We start from the raw sequence: 20,971 nt of genomic DNA, 5'->3' as shown, positions 1-20,971 counted from the left end.
ACGACAAATTCGCGGCGGATCTTAAATAAAATGGGTTCCTGAGTCAGATCTGCCGCTTCCAGTGCCGGATATGCTCAAAGCGCTCTTTCACGGCTTTTTCCTCACCTTCTTCCGTGGGATGATAATAGGTTCGGTGCTGCAGGGATTCCGGCATGCATTCCATGTGCGTCAGCTTTTCTTCCGTATCGTGGGCGTACTCATAGCCTTTTCCATAGTCCAGCTCCTTCATCAGCCTTGTGGGGGCATTGCGCAGCTGGAGGGGGACCGGCTCGGCACGAAGCGTTCCTACATCCTGCTTGCAGGACTCACAGGCCCGATAAAGGGCATTGGACTTTGGAGCCAGTGAGAGGTAGGTGACGGCATGGGTCAAATGTACGTCGCATTCCGGCATGCCCAGGAAATGGCAGGCCTGGTAAACGGATACGGCAACCTGCAGGGCATGGCTGTCCGCCATTCCAATGTCCTCGCTTGCAAAACGGATCAGCCGTCTTGCGATGTAGAGGGGATTCTCGCCTCCCTCGAGCATCCGGCACATCCAGTATATGGCGGCATCCGGGTCGCTGTTGCGCATGGATTTGTGGAGGGCGGAGATCAGGTTGTAATGTTCTTCACCGTTCTTATCATACAGAAGGGATTTCCGGCTGATGCACTGGGAAAGACCCTCCGCCGTGACCGTCATCCCCTTAGCATCGACCTCCCCGTTGAGGACCGCCATTTCCAGGGTGTTGAGGGCTGTCCTGGCATCTCCGTTGGCAAATCCGGCGATGGCCCGCAGCTGTTCTGGAGTGATCCGGATGGTCTGGGAGCCGAAGCCGGCAGGATTTTCCAGGGCATTTTCCAGGAGCCGGACCAGGTCGGCTTCCTCCAATGCCTTTAAGACAAATACCCGGCAGCGGGAGAGCAGGGCGGCGTTGACCTCAAAGGAGGGATTTTCGGTGGTGGCCCCGATCAGGGTGATACTTCCCCGTTCTACAAAGGGCAGGAAAGCATCCTGCTGGGCCTTGTTGAACCGATGGATTTCGTCCACAAACAGGACCGTGCGAATCCCCATGCGGCGGCTTTGCTCCGCCTGGTTCATGACCTCCTTGATCTCCTTGATTCCGCTGGTAACGGCGCTGAAATTGATAAAATCAGCCTGGGTCCGTCCGGCGATGATGCTGGCGAGGGTGGTCTTGCCAACGCCGGGAGGTCCCCAGAAGATCATGGAGGAGATCTGGTCCTTTTCAATCAGCTGCCGCAGCATCCTGCCAGGTCCCAGGAGATGCTCCTGCCCGACAAAATATTCCAGAGATACGGGCCTTAAGCGGCTGGCAAGAGGTGCGCTGTCTGTTCGGTTATCAAATAATGTCATCTGTTCCATAGCGTTTTTTTGTCTCCTTCTATTGTACGGATTGCGCATCGGAAAAGGCAGTATAATCGCTTCGCGCTTATTTTAGTTTATCACAGGAATATGCCAGATTCTATTGATATTTTTTCGAATTTTATGTAGAATGATATTATTCTCCTTGTCTTGCGGGGATGGGGAAAAATAAAGTAAAATTAGCAGGTTTTAAGTGGAGGAGAGATAGTGATGAAAAAATCTATGAACCAGTCTACGTTGATGATGATTTTAAACGGGGGTTCTATTTTTGCTCTTGCTGTCGTGATCATTCTTCTGTTTGTTTACGGGAGTGTGAGCGGTCAGCTTGACGATGCAAATGAAGACCGGTTTAATCTTACATACAACGCGAACCGTTTTATGAACGGTTCCTCATATCTGACCAACGAGGTGCGTGCATTCGCGTCAACCGGGGAGCAGGAGCATTATGATAACTACTGGAATGAGATTAATAATCTGAAGAACCGGGATCAGGGAGTCGCGGCCATGCAGGAGATCGGGATTACGGATCAGGAGCAGGCCATGATTGACGAGATGTCTTCCTTGTCCAATGAACTGGTTCCGCTGGAGGAAGAGGCTATGAATCAGGTTCAGGAAGGGGAGCTGGAGAAGGCTCTGGATTATGTATATGGAACAGAGTACAGCACGGCCATCGCAAAGATCAATTCCTTGAAAGAGCAGTTTTTATCGGCGTTGGATGAGCGGACCGGGAGTAAGGTCAAGGCTCTTGGAAGAAGGTCGGATTTTATCCGCCTGGCAATGATCTTGGCACTTGTTATGGTAGGGGCGTTCCAGATTACCAATCAGACCATGACCCGGAAACGGATCTTAAAGCCTGTCATTGCGGTCCGGGATCAGATGCGGGAGATCTCATGCGGAAATCTTTCCGCGGAGTTTGCGCTGGAGCCGGATACCTCCGAGATCGGTATGCTGGTACAGTCTATCCATGAGACGAAGCAGGAATTAAAAAAGTATATCAATGATATTGATATGAAGCTGGCGCAGATGGCTCAGGGAAATATGGACCTGGTGATCGGTGATGATTACCGCGGGGAATTTCAGCCCATTCAGAAGGCCATGCGCCAGATTCTGGAGGCGCTCAATTCCGCGCTTTCTCAGATCAACCAGTCGGCGGAACGGGTTACGGCGGAATCCGAGCAGGTGGCGGACGGGGCGCAGATCCTGTCCAGAGGCGCCATGGACCAGGCTTCTGCTGTGGAGGAATTGACGGCAAATATCCAGGAACTGTCGGAAGAGGTGGACAATTCCTCTGCAGACGCGGATCATGCAAGGAAGAGCTCCATGGACGCGGCAAGGCAGCTGGAGCTCTGTAACACAAAGATGGAAGAGCTGACTAGGGCTATGGAGGATATTTCGAAATCTTCTTCGGAGATCGGCGGTATTATCAAGACGATTGAGGACATTTCCTTCCAGACCAACATCCTGGCATTGAATGCCGCGGTAGAAGCGGCACGGGCCGGTGAGACAGGAAAAGGCTTTGCCGTAGTGGCGGATGAAGTGCAGAGCCTGGCAAACAAAAGCTCGGAGGCGGCTCAGAATATCACCTCTCTGATCGAGGACTCCATCAAGCTGGTGAAGGAGGGAACCGCTTTGTCGGCGGATACGACAGAGGCGCTTTCGGCAGGCGTTCTGGGGGCGCGCAGATCTACGGAGCTGGTGGAGCGGATCGCGGAATCCGCAGAGCAGCAGGTGGAGGCGCTGCGGCAGCTGACCCAGGGGATGGAGCAGATCTCAAATGTGGTGCAGACCAATGCCGCAACAGCGGAAAAGTCCGCATCCTCCGCGTCAGAGCTGTTAGAGCAGGCGCATGACCTGAAAGGATCGGTGCAGAAGTTCCGGCTGCGTCAGTATTAGATTACTGTTCACACCCTCGCCGGGTGCTCACAGCAACGAATCCGGCAATAGGCCGGATTCCAGCGTCGGTACTGTACTGCCTGTAACCGTGCGGCATAGTGCTCGCGGTCCAGGAAAGAACAGTAACTATTAGTGTTACATGTCACACACTGACCAATCACTACGCTGATTGGTCGGGAGGATGCACATAAAAGCTGGGATTCAGGCCGTCCATTGCCGCAGGCAATTTAAAATGACGGCCTGAGTTACAGGGCACGCCTGGTCAAGGTGTGACCTGTAACCTATTAGTCAATAGAACGGATAAAAAACCGGAATTTGTCTTGATTTTTCTTTCCTGGTGGCGTAATATGATTGTTGCGTATGAACCCGTCGGCCGTATATGCGCGGATGGGCGGGACATATCTGTGGGAGTATAGAACAGACAGGCAATGATGATATAAGGGAGGACTCCAATGTCAAGTCGTACATATTACAATGTTCTTGGAGTTTCCAGGGAGGCAACCCCGGAAGAAATTACGAATGCAAAAAATGCGTTGGCGAAGATCTACCATCCAGATGCCAATATGCACAATGATATCGATACAACGAAGGAGATGCAGGAGATCCTGGAGGCCTACCGGGTTCTTTCAGATCCGGAAAAGCGGAAAGTTTATGACCGCAAACTGGGCGGAGGCAAGGCGCGGGTATTCCGTACCTTTACCGTAGGGGAATCCAAAGAGACAGACGAGCAGTTTTCCTTTGTCAGCTGCTGGAATGCGGCCATGAAGCTCCAGGAAACGGTCAGGAGAAGCTCCTGGCTCTTAGAGCGGGAATCCAAACGGAAGAATATTTCCGCAAGGATCCTGGAAAAGCTGGGAAAGAACAGCCGCCTGGAGAAGGAGCTGCGCACCCAGATGGACGAGCTCTGCCAGGAGGCGCTGGAATATACAGCGGTGTTAAAAAACGCGGAGATTCCTGTGGATTACTGGAACGCGGAAGCCATGAACTGGGTGCTGGTTCACTGGGGGCACAACAAAAATGCGAATTACCTTACATTGTTTGCGCAGTATGACGCACATGTCAACAGGGATAAGTCAGGAACAGAGCGCCTGCGCTTAAAGTCTCAGAACAGGCAGTTCCATCATAACCTGAAAAGACTGCTGAGCTATGCGTTATAAGCGCAACCAGCAGTCTTCCAGGAGTGCTTCGCAGCCTTCTTTGATATCGCTGTAGGTGACATCAAAATTGCCGGTATACCAGGGGTCGGCAATATCCCGGGGATGGTCGGTAAAATCCAGCAGCCTGCACACTTTATGCTCCGGGTCATCTCTTAAGATCCGCAGCATGTTCCGGATGTTCATGTGCTCCATGCCGATCAGATAGTCGTATTTCTCGTAGTCATCCCTTCGAAGCTGAACTGCATATTTTCCATCTGTGGAGATGCCGAATTCTTTTAGCTTCCGCCGGGTGCCGTGATGTACCGGATTCCCGATCTCCTCCGTACTGGTGGCTGCGGACGCAATATAAAAGTCCTTTTCGGCACCGGCTTTTTTTACCATATCCTTCATTACAAATTCTGCCATTGGGGAACGGCAGATGTTGCCGTGGCAGACAAATAGTATTTTGATCATCTTTTTCATATCCTTTCTTTTTTTGATGTATGCTCATAAATGGCGGCTTTTCTTCAGATATCTTGAACTTTTTCTGCATTATAGACTTTTACAGGTATCACAGAGACTCCCCGTCTTTTTTATTTTTTCTTTACTGCCCGCATCTTCCAGCGCTTCTGTCAGACCAGTCATAATGCTGTTGTATATAAAAGCCATACGATATCTATTCGGTGTTCTATCTGTTAAGTTCCATAGAAACAATGCCACTTCATGGGAATAAAACCTTCTTTTAAATCGATTTTGCAAATTGAATATCTCATCCTCCCAGACCTCCGGCAAAATATAAACACCTATGGCAGATTTCTCAATCACGCCTTTCTCCACAAGATATTTGATATTCCCACGAGAGAAACCTGCCGCAACTCCACATCATAATTTGAAATATTTAGATTTCTATAAAATTTCCAAATTAATTCCTTTTTGCTATCTTTGTCTTATCAAGACTCTGATGTGCTGTTGGCGTGCGGCAATATGGAATTTTTATGCGGTTACAATTCTACAAACTGGAACTTGATTCTCTCTTTTTGTATACAATGATTTCAGGCTCTGCGCAATTGCAACCATATTCACATACAAGTAAATAGTCGTTATCTGCAGCAAGTCCATAGCACCTATCACTGTTTGATTTTTCGACTTGATAACCGAGATATATTTTTGTATCATCAAGCAATTTTATCTTTTTTCCGTTTGAAAGAGTATATTCCAAATTAACATATGCGCCGTTCAACTGAGAGAGGGTTGTTATCGTGGGCATATCCGAAATTCCAAGAGCATTGAACTCTTCGATTAAGCGCTTTTTGTTTGCAATAAAGCAGCTTTCGCCGCCTGATTTATAACACTCGGCAGCAATACAATCACCGCCAAAAGGGCGTCCGTTTGTTTCTGTACATCCTTTACAGTTGTCTCTAAAGCCGCATCCGCTGCAGTCAATTCCACAAATTGTTTTCATTTTGCATTACCTCCATACAAATTCACATATTGTTGCTGCTTTCTGCTCCCTTTTTTCTTCATATTTTTCAATTTCATGATGTATAAATCGGTGGTATTTCATGATGTTTTGACCGATTGCATACAGCATAAACTCTTTATATACGTTTTCCGCTGAACGGTAGTTGAACCTTCGGAAGTCCTCGTTTTCTTTTATGTCCCCAAAGTGTCCTTCCGTCTGGATGGAGCGTGTCTGGCGTTTCGGGATATCCGTCTCACTCTGGATGTTCGCATTGGATTCTTCTTTCAGTTTTTCCCATCGTTCGCTGAACTTCATGACCTTGCTTCGATCCGGTTCCTTTTCGGCATTGTATTTATAAAGACACTTCGCTTTGCGCTCACAGCCGCCGCAGCCCGCGCATTCATATACCTCAAGTGTCTGGGCATATCCAGCCTGTTCTCTGCTTTCTGTCCGGATATGGCTCAGCTCCCTTCCGCCATATTCTACCTCTACAAATATTCCAACTGTACGGTTGGATGCTCTAAAGAGCCTCCAACCTACTCATCCATTCGCAAAAACCGTGCTTACGCACTCTAACGTCTGCTAACGTAGCCGCTTTTTTGTTCATTTATGAGTAGATTGCTAATCCAAAATCTCAGTTTTATTGCAATAAATTGCATAAAATTGAGACTTCGGATTGCAACCGTACAGTTGGCAAATATTTTAGAAATGGGACGTTTGAAGGGCTGCCTGTGTAATAAAACGTGTGATCTGTTCCTGGCTGGTTTCCGTCAATTCCAGAAACTGGCATCCATATTCAAATTGTGACGTATCTGTCTGCATCACACGCAGCACTTCACAATACACCACGAAGGATTTCTTTTCTCCGAACAGCCTTGCCTTCAGAAAGAATTTATCCCCTTTGTAATACCGATGCGCCAGGCTGATCCCGGCCCCGCCGATGCTGATATTTAAAAGTTTACATGCCCGTTCTTCGGCATCCGCCTTATTGGAGCTCATGACAGCGGCATCCATATCCATATCCAGGCGGGGGTCTGAACGTTCATTCTCGATTGCGGTAATGTTCAGATCCTCAATCTGCCATATATGCTTCTGACTGGTGGGACTCATATATCCTTCCATAAAAATCGCTTTTCTGGTATTGTCATTATAACCGCGGATCCTGACGGGAACGGGAGCTGTTTTCGGAAGGGCTTCCGGATCCATATCCTGAGAAATTTCCATTTCAGAGTACTGGAACAGCTCTGCCATATGGCTTCGGGGATCCTGCAGTCTGGCTATAAAAAGCAGATTTCCCTCAGAACCCTCCACCAATACACGCATACCGGAATAGAGTTCAAGCTCTCTTGTATCGCTCAGTTTTTTATTTCCAGGTGTATCCTTTTCCGATTTTTTTCCGAATCTTTCAAATAGTCTCAAATCAGACAACCTCCTCTTTTGTATTCCCTCACTGTTTTGCATAAATTCTATTGTATCACAAGCCGGAGGGCATTTCTACATCTTTGTGAAGGCATTTTTTATAAACATTGATATATAGTTACAGGTCACACCTTGACCAGGCGTGCCCTGTAACTCAGGCCGTCATTTTAAATTGCCTACGGCAATGGACGGCCTGAATACCAGCTCTTATGTGCATCCTCCCGACCAATCAGCGTGGTGATTGGTCGGGGTGTGACATGTAACGATATATAACATGGCGGCAAGAGCAATAGAAAATATGGAAGTTTGTTGTCAGTAAAATCCGGGTAAACTGTGTTGCGTGATCAAAAGCTGCCGCATCGGTTAAAAATACGCTGACAATTACAGAAACAAACAGGAAAATGTTCTAAAAAGCGTTTCTGTACACTATATTGTGAATAGACGATATAACGGAGGGAGCTTTTTATGAAAGCATTTCTGGCAGTACTGTTGAGTTTGCTGACGGTGACAGGAGACGTATCATTTACAGGATACCTGATATCAGGACAAAACAGCGGCAATACAGACGTGTATGCGCAGGATGTACATATTCTTCATGAAGAGACAGTAGAGAGGGATGCAAAGCAGGACACGGCGTCAGACAGCGAGGAGCAGAAAGCAGACGCAGATGCGGGGACGGAAACCAATGCGGAGGCGGATACGGCGGAACATACAGGAGGGCCGCAGATCAGCGCCCCGTCGGCAATCTTGATGGAGGCGTCCACGGGAAGCGTGATCTATGAAAAGGATGCGGATACCGCACGGCCTCCTGCAAGCGTGACAAAGGTTATGACTATGCTCCTGATTTTTGACGCATTGGAAAGCGGGAAGATCAAGCTGGAGGATGAGGTGACGGTTTCGGAATACGCGGCTTCCATGGGGGGCTCCCAGGTCTATCTGGAGCCGGGAGAGACGCAGACTGTGGATACGATGCTGAAATGTATTTCCGTAGCGAGCGCGAACGACGCCTGTGTGGCCATGTCGGAATACATAGCCGGCAGCGAAGAAGAGTTTGTCCGGCAGATGAATGAACGGGCGAAGGGGCTGGGCATGAAAAATACCCAGTTTGTCAACTGCAACGGCCTGGATACGGACGGACATGTGACCACCGCGCGGGATATAGCCCTGATGTCCCGGGAGCTGATCACAAAATATCCCCAGATCCATGATTACTGTATGATCTGGATGGAAAATATCACCCATACCACCAGGAAGGGCAGCAGCGAATTTGGGCTTACCAACACGAATAAGCTGGTCCGCCAGTATGAGTATACGACCGGCCTGAAAACAGGGTCCACCGGACTGGCAAAATTCTGTGTTTCAGCCACCGCAAAGAAAGGGGATGTGGAGCTGATCGCCGTTATCATGGCGGCGGATGATTCCAAGACCAGATTTAAAGACGCTACCGCGCTTCTGAATCATGGATTTGGGAAATGCCAGATCTACAGGGATGAAGACTTAGAGCCTTTGGGAGAAGTCGCGGTGGCAGGGGGAGCGGAGGATACCGTGTCCTGTGAATACGGAGGGATCTTTACCTGGCTGGATACGGAAGGGGCAGATTTATCGGCCATCACCAAAGAATATAAAATGGAAGAATCCGTGCAGGCGCCTGTGAAAAAAGGAGACCGAGCAGGTTGCGTTTCCTATATCCTTAATGGAAAGGAGATCGGCAGTATTGATATTCTGGTGAGCGAGGATGTGGAAAAAGCAGGATTTCTGGATTATCTGATCAAAATGATGGGGCAGTTCCGGGCATAGGAGATTAAATATATTATAAAAAGCAGAGTGTGCTCTGCAAATAAAAGAGCACACTCTGCTTTTTGAGGCGGAAAACGGGAAAAATAAAAGGGTTCTTTACTTTATGGGGAAAAAATGGTAGGATATAGTAGTTGATTCGCACATTGCTGTTTACGGTCTGATTGTGGACTGCAGGCGGGAGCAGATATGAATTCGGCTTATAATATGGAAAAAACACAACAAAGTATGCGTGTATACAATTTGCGCAGACCATACATAAAATAATAAAAATACGGAGGAAAATGAAGATGGATTACGGAGCTTTGATTGATCATACGATACTGGCCCCCCAGGCAACCAAGGAACAGGTGGAGCAGCTATGTAAAGAAGCGATGAAGTACGGCTTCCATTCGGTCTGTGTAAATTCCAGCTTTGTCTATTATTGTGCCCGGCTTTTGAAGGACAGTGATGTGGCGGTATGCACGGTGATCGGATTTCCGCTGGGCGCCATGTCTACGGCCGGTAAGGCGGCGGAGGCAGAGCAGGCGATCCGGGATGGCGCCGCGGAGCTGGATATGGTGATCCATATCGGAATGATCAAGAGCGGAGATTGGGAATATGTAAAGCAGGACATTTCCTCGGTTGTGGAAACGGCAAAGGGTAGGGCGAAGGTCAAGGTGATCCTGGAGACCTGTCTGCTTACGGACGAAGAGAAGATCAAAGCCTGCCGGATCTGCAGAGAATGCGGAGCTGATTTTGTGAAAACATCCACCGGATTTTCCAAGGGCGGAGCAACGACGGAGGATGTGGCCCTGATGCGTAGGACCGTAGGGCACGATATGGGAGTGAAGGCCTCCGGCGGGATCCGTACTCTGGAGGATGCCAGAGCCATGGTGGAAGCCGGCGCCAACAGATTGGGTACAAGCTCCGGTGCGGCAATCGTGCAGGGACAGGAATAAACAGAATTCAAAGGCAGGAACAATACAGTAAAAGGGCCGATCGTACGATTGGCCTTAAGGAATCAGCTGCTGTTGCTGTGGGCTCCGGTCAGAATACAGCGGTAACGAAAAATGAGGAATCTGTATGAAATGGTGGAAAAAAATAGCCCTTTCAGGCGCCGGATTATTTTTCCTGGTGTTGGGAGAGGGCACGAGGGAATGCCGCGGCTTCCGGATGACACATTACCATCCGGAACGTTCTAATCAGCATCCAAATGGACCCACGAATGAAAACAGGATCGTATTTTTAAGCGATTTGCATAACCGGGTATACGGCAGCCAAAATGACATCTTGCTGGAAAAGATCCGCAAGGCCAGGCCGGGACTGATCCTAATCGGCGGGGATATGCTGATCGGGAAAAAGAATGCTTCGCCGGAGCACGCCTTGGATTTTATCCGTCGGCTTCCGGAGATCGCTCCGGTATATTATGCCCTGGGCAATCATGAGCAGCGGCTGAAAAGCCAGGTGGAAAAGTACGGGGATGTGTTGTATTATTATAGGAAGAAACTGACAGCGGCAGGTATCCATTTTCTGGAAAATGAATCTGCCGATGTTACGCTGTCCGGAAGAAAAATCAGGATTACCGGTCTGGCGCTTCCGCTGGATACTTATACCCATAAGGCAACCCATGGCTTCTGCTCCTGCGGAAGGGGTGGATTTCGCCCGGCATGGGATACCCGAAAGGCATCTGTGACAGGAAGAGATATTAGAAAACTGGCCGGACCAGCAGACAAAAGCCGGTATCAGATCCTGCTGGCCCACAATCCGGCCTATGTCCCGGCTTATAAGGAGTGGGGCGCCAACCTGGTGCTGTGCGGGCATCTGCACGGAGGCGTTCTGCGGATTCCAGGCTGGCGAGGGGTTGTGACCCCCCAGGCAACTTTGTTTCCGAAGTACTCAGGGGAGATGACCGTAGAGGACGGTACGACGGTGGTGGTCAGCAAAGGACTGGGAACCCATACCGTCAATCTGCGCGTGTTCAATCCGGCGGAGGTCGTGGTGCTCCATATATAGACGTCCAACCGCGCGGGTGAAAAGAACTGTTTGCGTTGGAAACGACAAAGGCACAAGTTATGGATAGAGGGGGAGATTTACATGGGGATACCTGTAAAACTGGAAGTATTTGAAGGGCCTTTGGACCTGCTCCTGCATTTGATTGATAAGAACAAAATAGACATCTACGATATACCGATCGTGGAGATCACGAACCAGTATATGGACTACATCCGGCAGATGCAGCGCGCGGACCTGAATGTGATGAGTGAATTTCTTGTCATGGCAGCTACGCTTCTGGATATCAAATGCCGCATGCTCCTTCCGAAGGAAGTCAATGAGGAAGGGGAGGAGGAAGACCCGAGGCAGGAGCTGGTGGAACAGCTCCTTCAATATAAGATGTACAAATATATCGCGTTTGAACTGAAGGACAGGCAGCTTGACGCGGATCTGGTACTGTTCAGGAAATCCACCATTCCGGAAGAGGTCCGGGAGTACGAAGAACCGGTTGACCTGGACGCGCTGCTGGCAGATGTGACGGTTTCCCGGCTCGGCAGGATCTTCCGGGATGTCATGAAACGGCAGAATAACAAGATCGATCCGGTCCGAAGCAAATTCGGCAGGATCGAAAAGGAGGAAGTGCCCCTTCCGTCCAAGATCGCATTTGTGGAGGGCTATGCGAAACATCACCGGAAGTTCAGCTTCCGGCAGCTTCTGGAAGGGCAGAAGAGTACCATGCATCTGGTCGTAACATTTCTTGCGATCCTGGAATTGATGAAGACCGGGGCGATCCGGGCAATCCAGGAAAATACATTTGGAGAGATCCTGATCGAATCCACGTTATAAAAAAGAATTGCCGATGTATCTGCTAAAGAATCAGCGTAAAAATATACTCACGGCAGATTCTAAAGATACAGAACGGATATCAGAAGGCAAAGGCGGGTGGGCTGATGGCGGAAGACAGAAAGGAACAATTGAAGCCGATGGAAATAAGAAAGATGCAGGGGATCATTGAGGCGATTCTGTTTACGATGGGCGATTCCGTGGAATTGAGCAGGATCGCGTCTGCGATTGAGCATGATGAGGAAACGACCCGAAAGCTGATCCACAATATGATGGACCGATATAAAAAGGAAGACCGGGGTATCCAGATCCTGGAGATGGACGACTCCTTTCAGATGTGCACCAAAAAGAATGCCTATGAGTATCTGATCCGCATCGCAAAGCAGCCGAAGCGCTATGTCCTGACGGATGTGATGCTGGAAGCCCTGTCTATCGTGGCCTATAAGCAGCCGGTGACCAGGCTGGAGATCGACAAGATCCGGGGGGTCAAGACGGATCATGCGGTCAATAAGCTGATTGAGTACGGGCTGATCGAAGAGGTGGGTCGGCTGGATGCGCCGGGGCGGCCGATCCAGTTCGGCACCACGCAGGAGTTTTTCCGGAGGTTCGGCCTGCAGTCGCTGGATGAGCTGCCGACTCTGGATGAGGAGCAGATCGCGCACTTTAAGGAAGAGGCGGAGGATGAGGCCCAGCTGCAGCTGGACATCTGAAGAAGCATCGTAACATATACATCTGATTATGTGACAGACAGCAGGCGGGCCGAAGCAACCATCGCAGATCTGAAATACATAAAAATGCCGGGGCCTGTATCATAATGAATGCATGCTGTTTCCATAAGTTCTAAGAAAAGACAGACAGTCATACATATAGGATAAAGCGTGTATCACGGAGTTTTGTGCAGGATGAAAATGAATTTGGAATGTGGAAAACTTGTGGAAAAAGCGGAAAAGAGTGTGGATAACTTCCGAAAAACGGTGAAAAAGTGCGGGATATGTCTGATTTTATGCGCGGCGATGTGGATAACTACAACCGCGGAGGTCCATGCAGAGCCTGAGAAGGAGATCAAAGAACCAGAAGGATTATACGCCCAGTCAGCGGTATTGATGGATGCGGACAGCGGGCGTATTTTGTTTGCGAAAAATGGACAGGAGGAGCGGGCCATGGCCAGTACCACCAAGATCATGACCTGTATCCTTGCGCTGGAAAACGGCAATCTGGATGATACGGTGACTGCCAGCGCCAGGGCGGCGTCGCAGCCGGAGGTCCATCTGGGTGTCCGGGAAGGGGAGCAGTTCCAGCTCAGGCACCTTCTGTATTCCCTGATGCTGGAATCTCATAACGACGCGGCGGTTGTCATTGCGGAGCATATCGGGACCAGTGTGGAGGGCTTCGCGGACATGATGAACGAAAAGGCCAGACAGGCCGGATGCACCCAGACCCATTTTGTCACGCCCAACGGACTGGATGCCTCGGATGAGGAAGGCTCCCATCATACGACGGCAGAGGACCTGGCCCGGATCATGAAATACTGCATTATGGATTCTCCACAGAAAAGCGTGTTTCTGGAGATTACCCGGACAGAAAGCTATGAGTTTACCAACATGGACGGCAGCCGCGGCTTTTCCTGCAATAACCACAATGCATTCCTGAAAATGATGGAAGGGGCTCTTTCCGGAAAGACCGGTTTTACTGGGGAGGCGGGCTACTGCTATATCGGGGCGCTTCAAAGGGATGACCGCACCTTTATCGTCAGTCTTCTGGCATGCGGGTGGCCCAACAATAAAGGCTATAAGTGGGCGGACACCAAAAAGCTGATGACCTACGGAATCGATTTCTTTCATTATCAGGAGGTATGCAGGGATGTGGATACCGGCACGGTGCCTGTCCAGGGCGGCATCCCGGATGGTAACCGTTTCAACGGGACCGCTTCGGTACATACTATTGCCGGACAGGGCGAAGGCAGCGGGACGCAGACGGACGGGGATGAAAGTCCTGAGGGAGTGGGGAAAAAGATCCTGCTTCGGGATGACGATGAGATCTTGGTTCATGTAGAAAAGGAGGAGAGTCTGGACGCGCCTGTCTCAGAAGGCGATCCTGTCGGAAAAATCTTCTATATGCTGGGAGACGAGGTGCTTTTCACCCGGAAGATCATTGCGGACGAAGCGGTGGAGGTTCGCGATTACCGATGGTGTCTGGAAAAGCTTGGGGAGATTTTTTTCATGAGGGTGTGAGAGAAGGCGTTTACTCCGCGCCATTCGCAAAACGCATCTTCGCTGCTTTCCCGCTGCTTTGCGGCTATTTTTGTTCATAAACGAGTGAACTGGGATGATAAAATACATCAATAAAAATGATTAAAAATGTCACTGGATTATATACCCTGGATGTGATAGTATAAGCGAAGATAAAATAAGACAAAATGATTGATAAAATATAAGGAGATGTTACCATGAAGAATTATGAAAAGTACGCACGGACTTATTTTATGCCGCCGGTAGACTGTTATGACTGGGTGAAAAAGGATTATATCAACCACCCGCCGACCTGGTGCAGCGTGGATCTGCGGGACGGCAACCAGGCATTGATTGAGCCCATGAGCCTGGACGAAAAGGTGGAGTTTTTCCAGATGCTTGTGGATGTGGGATTCAAAGAGATCGAAGTCGGATTTCCGGCGGCCTCGGAGACAGAGTACCAGTTTATGCGTACACTGATTGAGCGCGATATGATCCCGGAGGATGTGACAGTCCAGGTGCTGACCCAGGCCAGGGAGCATATCATCAAGCGAACCTTTGAGGCGGTCAAGGGTGCTCCGCATGCAGTGATACATGTATACAATTCTACTTCCGTAGCGCAGCGGGAGCAGGTTTTCCGGAAGGATCAGGAGCAGGTGAAGCAGATCGCCATCGACGGCGCAAAGCTTTTGAAGGAGCTGGCGGAGGAGACGGAAGGAAACTTTACCTTTGAATACAGTCCGGAGAGCTTTTCCGGTACGGAGATGGAGTACGCCATGGAGGTGTGCAACGCGGTACTGGACGTATGGCAGCCCACCCCGGAGAACAAGGCCATCATCAACCTTCCGGCAACCGTGGAAAATGCCCTTCCCCATGTATTTGCGAGCCAGGTGGAATATTTCAACAAGTATATGAAATACCGGGAAAATACGATCATCAGCCTTCACCCCCACAATGACCGGGGAACCGGCGTGGCTACGGCGGAGCTTGGGATCCTGGCAGGGGCAGACCGGATCGAGGGAACTCTTTTTGGAAACGGAGAGCGGACCGGGAACGTGGATATCATCACGATGGCAATGAATATGTTTTCCCACGGAGTAGACCCGGGACTGGATTTCTCCAACATGAGCGAGATCAGCGAGGTCTATGAACGGCTCACAAGAATGCATGTTTCTCCTCGTCAGCCTTATGCGGGAGAACTTGTATTCACTGCATTTTCCGGATCGCACCAGGATGCCATTGCAAAGGGAATGGCATGGAGGGAGGACGGAAACACGGAGCAGTGGTGCGTCCCCTATCTTCCCATCGATCCGAAGGATGTGGGCAGAAGATACGATTCAGACGTGATCCGGATCAACAGCCAGTCCGGAAAGGGCGGCGTAAATTACATATTAAAACAGAACTTCGGCATCAGCCTGCCGCAGAAGATGCGGGAGGAAGTGGGGTATCTGGTGAAGGATGTCTCCGACAAAGCGCATAAGGAGCTGTCCCCGGAATGGATCTACCAGATATTCGAGGACCACTATATCAACGCGAAGAATGTGTTTACCCTGGAGGAGTGCCATTTCAAGCAGGAGGACGGTATTGTGGCTTCCGCGACCATTCTGCACGGCGGGAAACAGCAAGTCATTACCGGAGTGGGAAACGGACGCCTGGATGCGGTCAGCAACGCGATCAAGCATTATTTTGATATCAGCTACGAGCTGTCGGTCTATGAAGAGCATTCCATGACAAAGGGGTCTTCCTCCAAGGCGGTGGCTTATGTGGGGATCATCTGCAACGGGAAAAAATATTGGGGCGTCGGGATCGACCCGGATATCATCAAAGCGTCCATCGCAGCTCTGGAGGTTGCGGTAAATAAGATCGAGGAGATCAAAAGCAGGGAGGAGAGTAAGGATGAGCGGCTCCTGCAGATCACCAATTATATTTACGCAAATTATAAGACCGTGACGCTGGATGACCTTGCGGAAGAATTTTATCTTTCCAAGCCCTATCTTTCCAAGTATATCAAAGAAAAATCCGGGGAGACCTTCGGGGATATTCTGAAAAAGGTGCGGATGAAAAAAGCCCGGGCAATGTTGAAAAGCGGCAATGCGACAGTGGAAAGCATCGCGGAATCCGTAGGCTATCAGAATGTAGAGCATTTTAATCGGATCTTTAAGAAAATGTACGGCCTGACACCGGTGCAGTTCCGGAATCAGAATTAGGAGTTGTAAAAAAAGCACAGAACTGTTTGTGTGTAGACAGTTTTGTGCTTTTTTGCAGCGCAGGCGTTGTATGGTGTGAAAGCAGGAAGTCTTTATTTCCGCGAAGCAACGAGCCAAGCAGCCATGCTCGCATGGATATTTGGCGATTGCCGCGAGGGTCAAATCCCCCGCAGCTTGCTTCGCTAGAATTTTGATGCCCGTCAGCTTGCTACGGGGTATTTGGCTCCTCTAACTCCGCCCACAGCTCGTACAGCTCCTCCAGCCTGGCGTCATTGGCTGTCTTTTCCTCGGCAAGCTCCTGGCACTTGACGGAATTGGAGTAGACATCTTCATGGATCATGAGCTCATTGATCTCCTGATTGCGTGCCTCCAACAGAGAAATCGTTTCCTCCGTCCGCTTCAGTTCATTTTTTCGTTTCCTCTCCCGGGCCTGTGCCTCCTTTTGCTCCAGCCAGTTCTGCTTATTCACGGAAGCCGCGCCGGTTTCTGCTGCCAAAGGCCCCGCTGCCGGGCGTTCTGCCTGAAAATAAGTCCCTTTTGAAGTTCCTTTTACCTCCTGCGGCCCGGCGGTGGACAGGGCGGCGGTCCGTTCTTCCTTCTTTTCCAGATAGTAGTCATAATTTCCGATATAGTTCACAAAGGTCTGGTCGGAGAGCTCCAGGATCCGGCTTGCGGTCTGATTGATGAAATACCGGTCATGGGAGACATAGAGGACGGTTCCGGTATAATCGTTCAGCGCCTGTTCCAGGATTTCCTTGGAGGTGATATCCAGGTGGTTGGTGGGCTCGTCCAGGATCAGGAAATTCGCCTCCGAGAGCATCAGCTTCGCAAGGGAGACCCGTCCCTTCTCCCCGCCGCTTAAGTCCCCCACCAGCTTGAATACATCGTCCCCGGTAAACTGAAAGGCAGCCAGCGTATTGCGGATCTCCGTATTGTTGAGGGATGGATAATCGTCGGAAATCTCATCGAATATATTTTTCCGGTCGTGAAGTACATGATGCTCCTGGTCATAATACCCGATATGTACCTTTGTACCCAGGGAAAAAGAGCCGCTGTCCGCGTCGGCCAGGCCGTTTAAAATTTTCAAAAGTGTGGTCTTGCCGGTTCCGTTGCCGCCGATGACCGCCACATGCTCCCCACGTTTGATCTCAAAGGAAGCGCTGGAAAACAGGGTCTGACCGTCATACTGCTTGGACAGCTCCTCTACGGAGAGAACATCATTTCCGCTGACACAGGAAGGCTCCAGTGAAAAATGGATCTCCTGCACGTCACTTAATGGTTTTTCGACTACGGTCATCTTGTTCAGCATTTTTTCCCGGCTCTCTGCGCGCTTAATGGATTTTTCCCGGTTGAAGGAGCGCAGCTTCTCGATGACAGCCTCCTGGCGGCTGATTTCCCTCTGCTGATTCAGATATTCCTTCATCTGTGCGTCCCGGATCTGCCGTTTCTTGTCCGAGTATGCCTTATAATTGCCGCTGTACATGCGGATGCTGCCGTGTTCGATCTCCACCACCTTTGTCACCACCCTGTTCAGGAAGAAGCGGTCGTGGGAGACGATGAACACGGCGCCCGGATAGTTCAGCAGATAGGTCTCCAGCCAGGAGATGGAGTTTAAGTCCAGGTGGTTGGTGGGCTCGTCCAAAAGCAGGATATCCGGGTTGGTCAGGAGCAGCTTTCCCAGGGATACCCGGGTTTTTTGGCCGCCGGAAAGGGTATCGGCAGGCTTTTCGAACTCCTCCTCCTGAAATCCCAATCCCTTTAAAACCCCGACGATCTCGCTCTCGTAGGCGTATCCGTTTTTCGATTCAAATTCGGACATGAGGCGGTTGTAGGTCTCAAGCCTGGCCTCCAGAGCCTCACCGCTCAGTGATTTCAATTCCTGCTCGATGGAACGGATCTGCTGTTCCAGCAAAATGATGTCGGACTTTGCCGTTTTCAGCTCCTCATAAACGGTATTTCCGCTTTCCAGGTTCTGCTGCTGGGCCAGATATCCGAGCTGTTTTCCCCTGGTGAGGATTACATTGCCGCCGTCGAGAGGCTCCTCGCCGATGATCATTTTCAGGACCGTAGATTTTCCGGCACCGTTGACCCCGACAAAAGCGGCTTTTTCCCGCTCCTCAATATGAAAGGAGCCATCCCTTACAATGACTCTTTCTCCAAATGATTTATTCAGATTATGACATGCAAGTATCATATGAAACCTCCTGTAAAACCGCATTGACAATTATTATACTACATTCCTTTGATTGTATCAAACAAAAAAATGACTTTAAATTGACTTTAAGCAGACTATTCTATATAATAAAAATAGTTTATTTGGAGGTTGATTAAAATTGGAAGAGAAAGAAATATCAAAAGCGGTGATCAGCAGGCTGCCAAGATATTATCGATATTTGGGCGAGTTGACAGATGCGGGGGTGGAGCGGATATCATCCAATGACCTGAGCCAGAAGATGCGGGTGACCGCATCCCAGATCCGGCAGGATCTGAATAATTTCGGCGGATTTGGACAGCAGGGGTATGGATACAATGTAAAGTACCTCCGGACAGAGATCGGTAAGATCTTAGGCTTGAACCAGAGCCATAGCATGATCATAGTCGGTATGGGGAATCTGGGACAGGCGCTGGCCAATTATGCTTCTTTTGAGAAAAATGGATTCGTGATAAAAGGGTTGTTTGATGTGAATCCCAGCTTGGACGGCAGGGAGGTCAGGGGGGTTCCGATCCGTATGCTGGATGAGCTGGAAGTATTTTTGAAGGAGAATCCCATCGAGATCGCGGCGCTTACGATCCCAAAATCAGAAGTGCCGCGGGTCTCCGACATCCTGGTAAAATGCGGGATCAAGGCGATCTGGAATTTCGCGCATACGGATCTGAACCTGCCGGAGGATGTGATCGTGGAAAGCGTCCATCTTTCAGACAGCCTGATGAGACTGTCCTACAATATTACCAGCTATCAAAAGGAACATGGCGAATAAGAGATCGTACATCATTGTATTTATTCCTGCATTCATTTTGCGTGTATTCAAGCAAGAATGCATCAGGCAGCGAACAGGATACCATGCAGAAGGCTTGCATGGCATCCTGTTTTTAAGAGGAGGAGGGAAACAGGATGCGTTATTTACCAGACGGAACAAGAATGCGGCAGGCGGATGCCCATACGATCCAGGAGATCGGAATTCCATCCGTAGTCCTGATGGAACACGCGGCGCTGCGGACCGTAGAGGCCATGGAGCAGGAAAAGATCGACTGCTCCCGGGTTCTGGTGGTCTGCGGTTCTGGCAATAACGGCGGAGACGGATTTGCCGCCGCAAGGCTTCTGGCCGGGAAGGGCAGCGCGGTGACTGTTGTATTTGCGGGGCGGGAGGCTTCTCTGACTCCGGAATGCCGGATCCAGATGCAGATTGTGGAAAATCTGGGAATCCCGGTGGTTTCGGAGCTTCCGGAAGGCCGGTATACGGCTGTGGTGGATGCCCTGCTGGGGGTGGGACTGAGCCGGGATGTGAGCGGAGCCTATGCGGAACTTCTAAAAAAACTGAATGAGCTGCCGGGCGCAAAGGTGGCAGTCGATATTCCCTCCGGCATCTGCTCTGCCACGGGAAGGGTGCTGGGATGCGCCTTCCGGGCGGATCTGACGGTTGCGTTCCAGTGCGAAAAGCTGGGTACGGCGCTGTATCCGGGCAGGGAATACGCAGGAAAGGTGATCCCTGCGGAGATTGGGATCGATACCTCCTTTTACGAAACGATTCCGGATATCTGTTATACCTTGGAGAAAAGCGACCTTTCCCGTCGGCTTCCGATGCGGAAGCCGGATTCCCATAAAGGGACTTACGGAAAGGTGCTTATGATCACCGGAAGCAGAGGCATGGCAGGTGCGGCTTATTTAAGCGCCAAAGCGGCTTACACGAGCGGTGCCGGGCTGGTGCAGATCTATACCGAGGAATCCAACCGGGCCATCCTGCAGCAGCTTCTTCCGGAGGCCATTATTTCCGTGTACGAGGAATATGATCAGGAACAGCTTACGTCTCTGCTGCGCTGGGCGGACGTGGTGTGCATCGGCTGCGGGCTGGGACAGAACCGGACCTCCGAAAGCCTGCTCAAGGGAACGCTTTTGGGATGCCGTGTGCCCTGTGTGGTGGACGCGGACGGCATCAATCTGCTGGCCTGCCATCCGGAGCTTCTAAAGGAGATGGGGTATCCGCTCATCCTGACACCTCACATGAAGGAAATGTCAGGACTGCTGGGATGCTCCGTGGCAGAGCTGCGGCAATCCCGGATGAGCCGCCTGCGCACGTTTATACAGACCTGTCCGGCGGTCTGTGTGCTGAAGGATTCCTGTACCATTGTGGCGCAGCGCGGAAAGCAGGACTTTGTCAATACGGCAGGCAATCACGGAATGGCAAAGGCGGGCTCCGGAGACGTGCTGGCGGGAGTGATCACCGGACTCTTGGCCGGCGGGCTTGATGCGTATGACAGCGCGGTGCTGGGCGTGTACCTCCATGCATGCGGGGGAGACGCGGCCAGAGAAAGGCTGGGAAGCTACTCTCTGCTGGCAGAGGACCTGATCGGCGGGATCAGGGAATGCCTGAAAGAAGCCGAAGGAAACAGCAGGCGGCAGAGAATCACGGAATGATAAACCATGGAGGAAATAAAAA

The 20,971-nt window shown here is 50.4% G+C and carries 17 protein-coding genes and 1 pseudogene; 11 read left to right on the top strand and 7 right to left on the bottom strand.

Annotated features, from left to right (window positions below):
* Positions 1-43: 43 nt before the first annotated feature.
* The gene (locus ACTOY7_RS00360; RefSeq protein WP_160283076.1) at positions 44-1,360 is read right to left on the bottom strand and encodes a replication-associated recombination protein A; all 1,317 of its coding nucleotides are present in this window, start codon (positions 1,358-1,360) and stop codon (positions 44-46) included.
* A gap of 210 nt (positions 1,361-1,570) precedes the next feature.
* On the opposite strand from ACTOY7_RS00360, the gene ACTOY7_RS00355 reads away from it, so the two are divergent.
* On the top strand, positions 1,571-3,253 hold the full coding sequence (locus tag ACTOY7_RS00355; RefSeq protein ID WP_300883982.1) for a methyl-accepting chemotaxis protein: 1,683 nt from the start codon (positions 1,571-1,573) through the stop codon (positions 3,251-3,253).
* A gap of 452 nt (positions 3,254-3,705) precedes the next feature.
* Positions 3,706-4,410 (top strand): J domain-containing protein, encoded by a 705-nt coding sequence (locus ACTOY7_RS00350; protein WP_160283074.1) that lies wholly within the window; start codon positions 3,706-3,708, stop codon positions 4,408-4,410.
* Here ACTOY7_RS00350 and ACTOY7_RS00345 read toward each other — a convergent pair.
* The 5 genes and pseudogenes from ACTOY7_RS00345 to ACTOY7_RS00325 form a co-directional block, all read right to left on the bottom strand.
* Complete coding sequence (locus ACTOY7_RS00345; RefSeq protein ID WP_160283073.1) at positions 4,405-4,863, bottom strand: low molecular weight protein-tyrosine-phosphatase; 459 nt, start codon at positions 4,861-4,863, stop codon at positions 4,405-4,407. The genes ACTOY7_RS00350 and ACTOY7_RS00345 overlap by 6 nt on opposite strands.
* A gap of 78 nt (positions 4,864-4,941) precedes the next feature.
* Positions 4,942-5,214 carry a hypothetical protein gene (locus tag ACTOY7_RS00340; protein WP_482671030.1) on the bottom strand — a complete coding sequence of 91 codons (273 nt, stop codon included), beginning with the start codon at positions 5,212-5,214 and terminating at the stop codon, positions 4,942-4,944.
* Between the two features lie 184 nt (positions 5,215-5,398).
* Complete coding sequence (locus ACTOY7_RS00335) at positions 5,399-5,851, bottom strand: DUF3795 domain-containing protein (protein ID WP_160283072.1); 453 nt, start codon at positions 5,849-5,851, stop codon at positions 5,399-5,401.
* Between the two features lie 6 nt (positions 5,852-5,857).
* Positions 5,858-6,328 (bottom strand): annotated as a pseudogene (locus ACTOY7_RS00330) (transposase); the annotation flags it as partial.
* 225 nt (positions 6,329-6,553) lie between these two features.
* The gene (locus tag ACTOY7_RS00325) at positions 6,554-7,270 is read right to left on the bottom strand and encodes a PilZ domain-containing protein (protein WP_482671029.1); all 717 of its coding nucleotides are present in this window, start codon (positions 7,268-7,270) and stop codon (positions 6,554-6,556) included.
* Positions 7,271-7,735: 465 nt separating this feature from the next.
* On the opposite strand from ACTOY7_RS00325, the gene ACTOY7_RS00320 reads away from it, so the two are divergent.
* From ACTOY7_RS00320 to ACTOY7_RS00290, 7 genes are all read left to right on the top strand, one after another.
* Positions 7,736-9,067 (top strand): D-alanyl-D-alanine carboxypeptidase family protein, encoded by a 1,332-nt coding sequence (locus ACTOY7_RS00320; protein WP_300883989.1) that lies wholly within the window; start codon positions 7,736-7,738, stop codon positions 9,065-9,067.
* A 287-nt stretch (positions 9,068-9,354) separates the two neighbouring features.
* Complete coding sequence (deoC, locus tag ACTOY7_RS00315; RefSeq protein ID WP_160283070.1) at positions 9,355-10,005, top strand: deoxyribose-phosphate aldolase; 651 nt, start codon at positions 9,355-9,357, stop codon at positions 10,003-10,005.
* Positions 10,006-10,129: 124 nt separating this feature from the next.
* Entirely contained in the window at positions 10,130-11,059 is a 930-nt protein-coding gene (locus ACTOY7_RS00310) for a metallophosphoesterase (protein ID WP_160283069.1), read from the top strand.
* A gap of 81 nt (positions 11,060-11,140) precedes the next feature.
* Positions 11,141-11,884: a segregation and condensation protein A gene (locus ACTOY7_RS00305; RefSeq protein ID WP_160283068.1), complete on the top strand. Its 744-nt coding sequence runs from the start codon at positions 11,141-11,143 to the stop codon at positions 11,882-11,884.
* Positions 11,885-12,021: 137 nt separating this feature from the next.
* Complete coding sequence (gene scpB / locus ACTOY7_RS00300; RefSeq protein WP_160283086.1) at positions 12,022-12,591, top strand: SMC-Scp complex subunit ScpB; 570 nt, start codon at positions 12,022-12,024, stop codon at positions 12,589-12,591.
* Between the two features lie 198 nt (positions 12,592-12,789).
* Positions 12,790-14,112 carry a D-alanyl-D-alanine carboxypeptidase family protein gene (locus ACTOY7_RS00295; protein WP_482670486.1) on the top strand — a complete coding sequence of 441 codons (1,323 nt, stop codon included), beginning with the start codon at positions 12,790-12,792 and terminating at the stop codon, positions 14,110-14,112.
* Between the two features lie 215 nt (positions 14,113-14,327).
* Positions 14,328-16,316 carry a 2-isopropylmalate synthase gene (locus tag ACTOY7_RS00290; RefSeq protein ID WP_482670483.1) on the top strand — a complete coding sequence of 663 codons (1,989 nt, stop codon included), beginning with the start codon at positions 14,328-14,330 and terminating at the stop codon, positions 16,314-16,316.
* A gap of 208 nt (positions 16,317-16,524) precedes the next feature.
* Here ACTOY7_RS00290 and abc-f read toward each other — a convergent pair whose 3' ends face one another.
* Positions 16,525-18,510 carry a ribosomal protection-like ABC-F family protein gene (gene abc-f / locus ACTOY7_RS00285; RefSeq protein ID WP_482670482.1) on the bottom strand — a complete coding sequence of 662 codons (1,986 nt, stop codon included), beginning with the start codon at positions 18,508-18,510 and terminating at the stop codon, positions 16,525-16,527.
* A gap of 139 nt (positions 18,511-18,649) precedes the next feature.
* Between abc-f and ACTOY7_RS00280 the strand changes: the two genes are divergently transcribed.
* Both ACTOY7_RS00280 and ACTOY7_RS00275 read left to right on the top strand, forming a co-directional pair.
* Positions 18,650-19,294, top strand: coding sequence for a redox-sensing transcriptional repressor Rex (locus tag ACTOY7_RS00280; RefSeq protein ID WP_300884000.1), 645 nt, complete (start codon positions 18,650-18,652; stop codon positions 19,292-19,294).
* Between the two features lie 134 nt (positions 19,295-19,428).
* Entirely contained in the window at positions 19,429-20,949 is a 1,521-nt protein-coding gene (locus tag ACTOY7_RS00275) for an NAD(P)H-hydrate dehydratase (protein WP_482670481.1), read from the top strand.
* Positions 20,950-20,971: the final 22 nt, after the last annotated feature.

The sequence above is a fragment of the Schaedlerella sp. genome (assembly GCF_056796775.1).
Note: the sequence above shows the minus strand (reverse complement) of the source record. Positions and strands in the feature narration are given on the sequence as shown.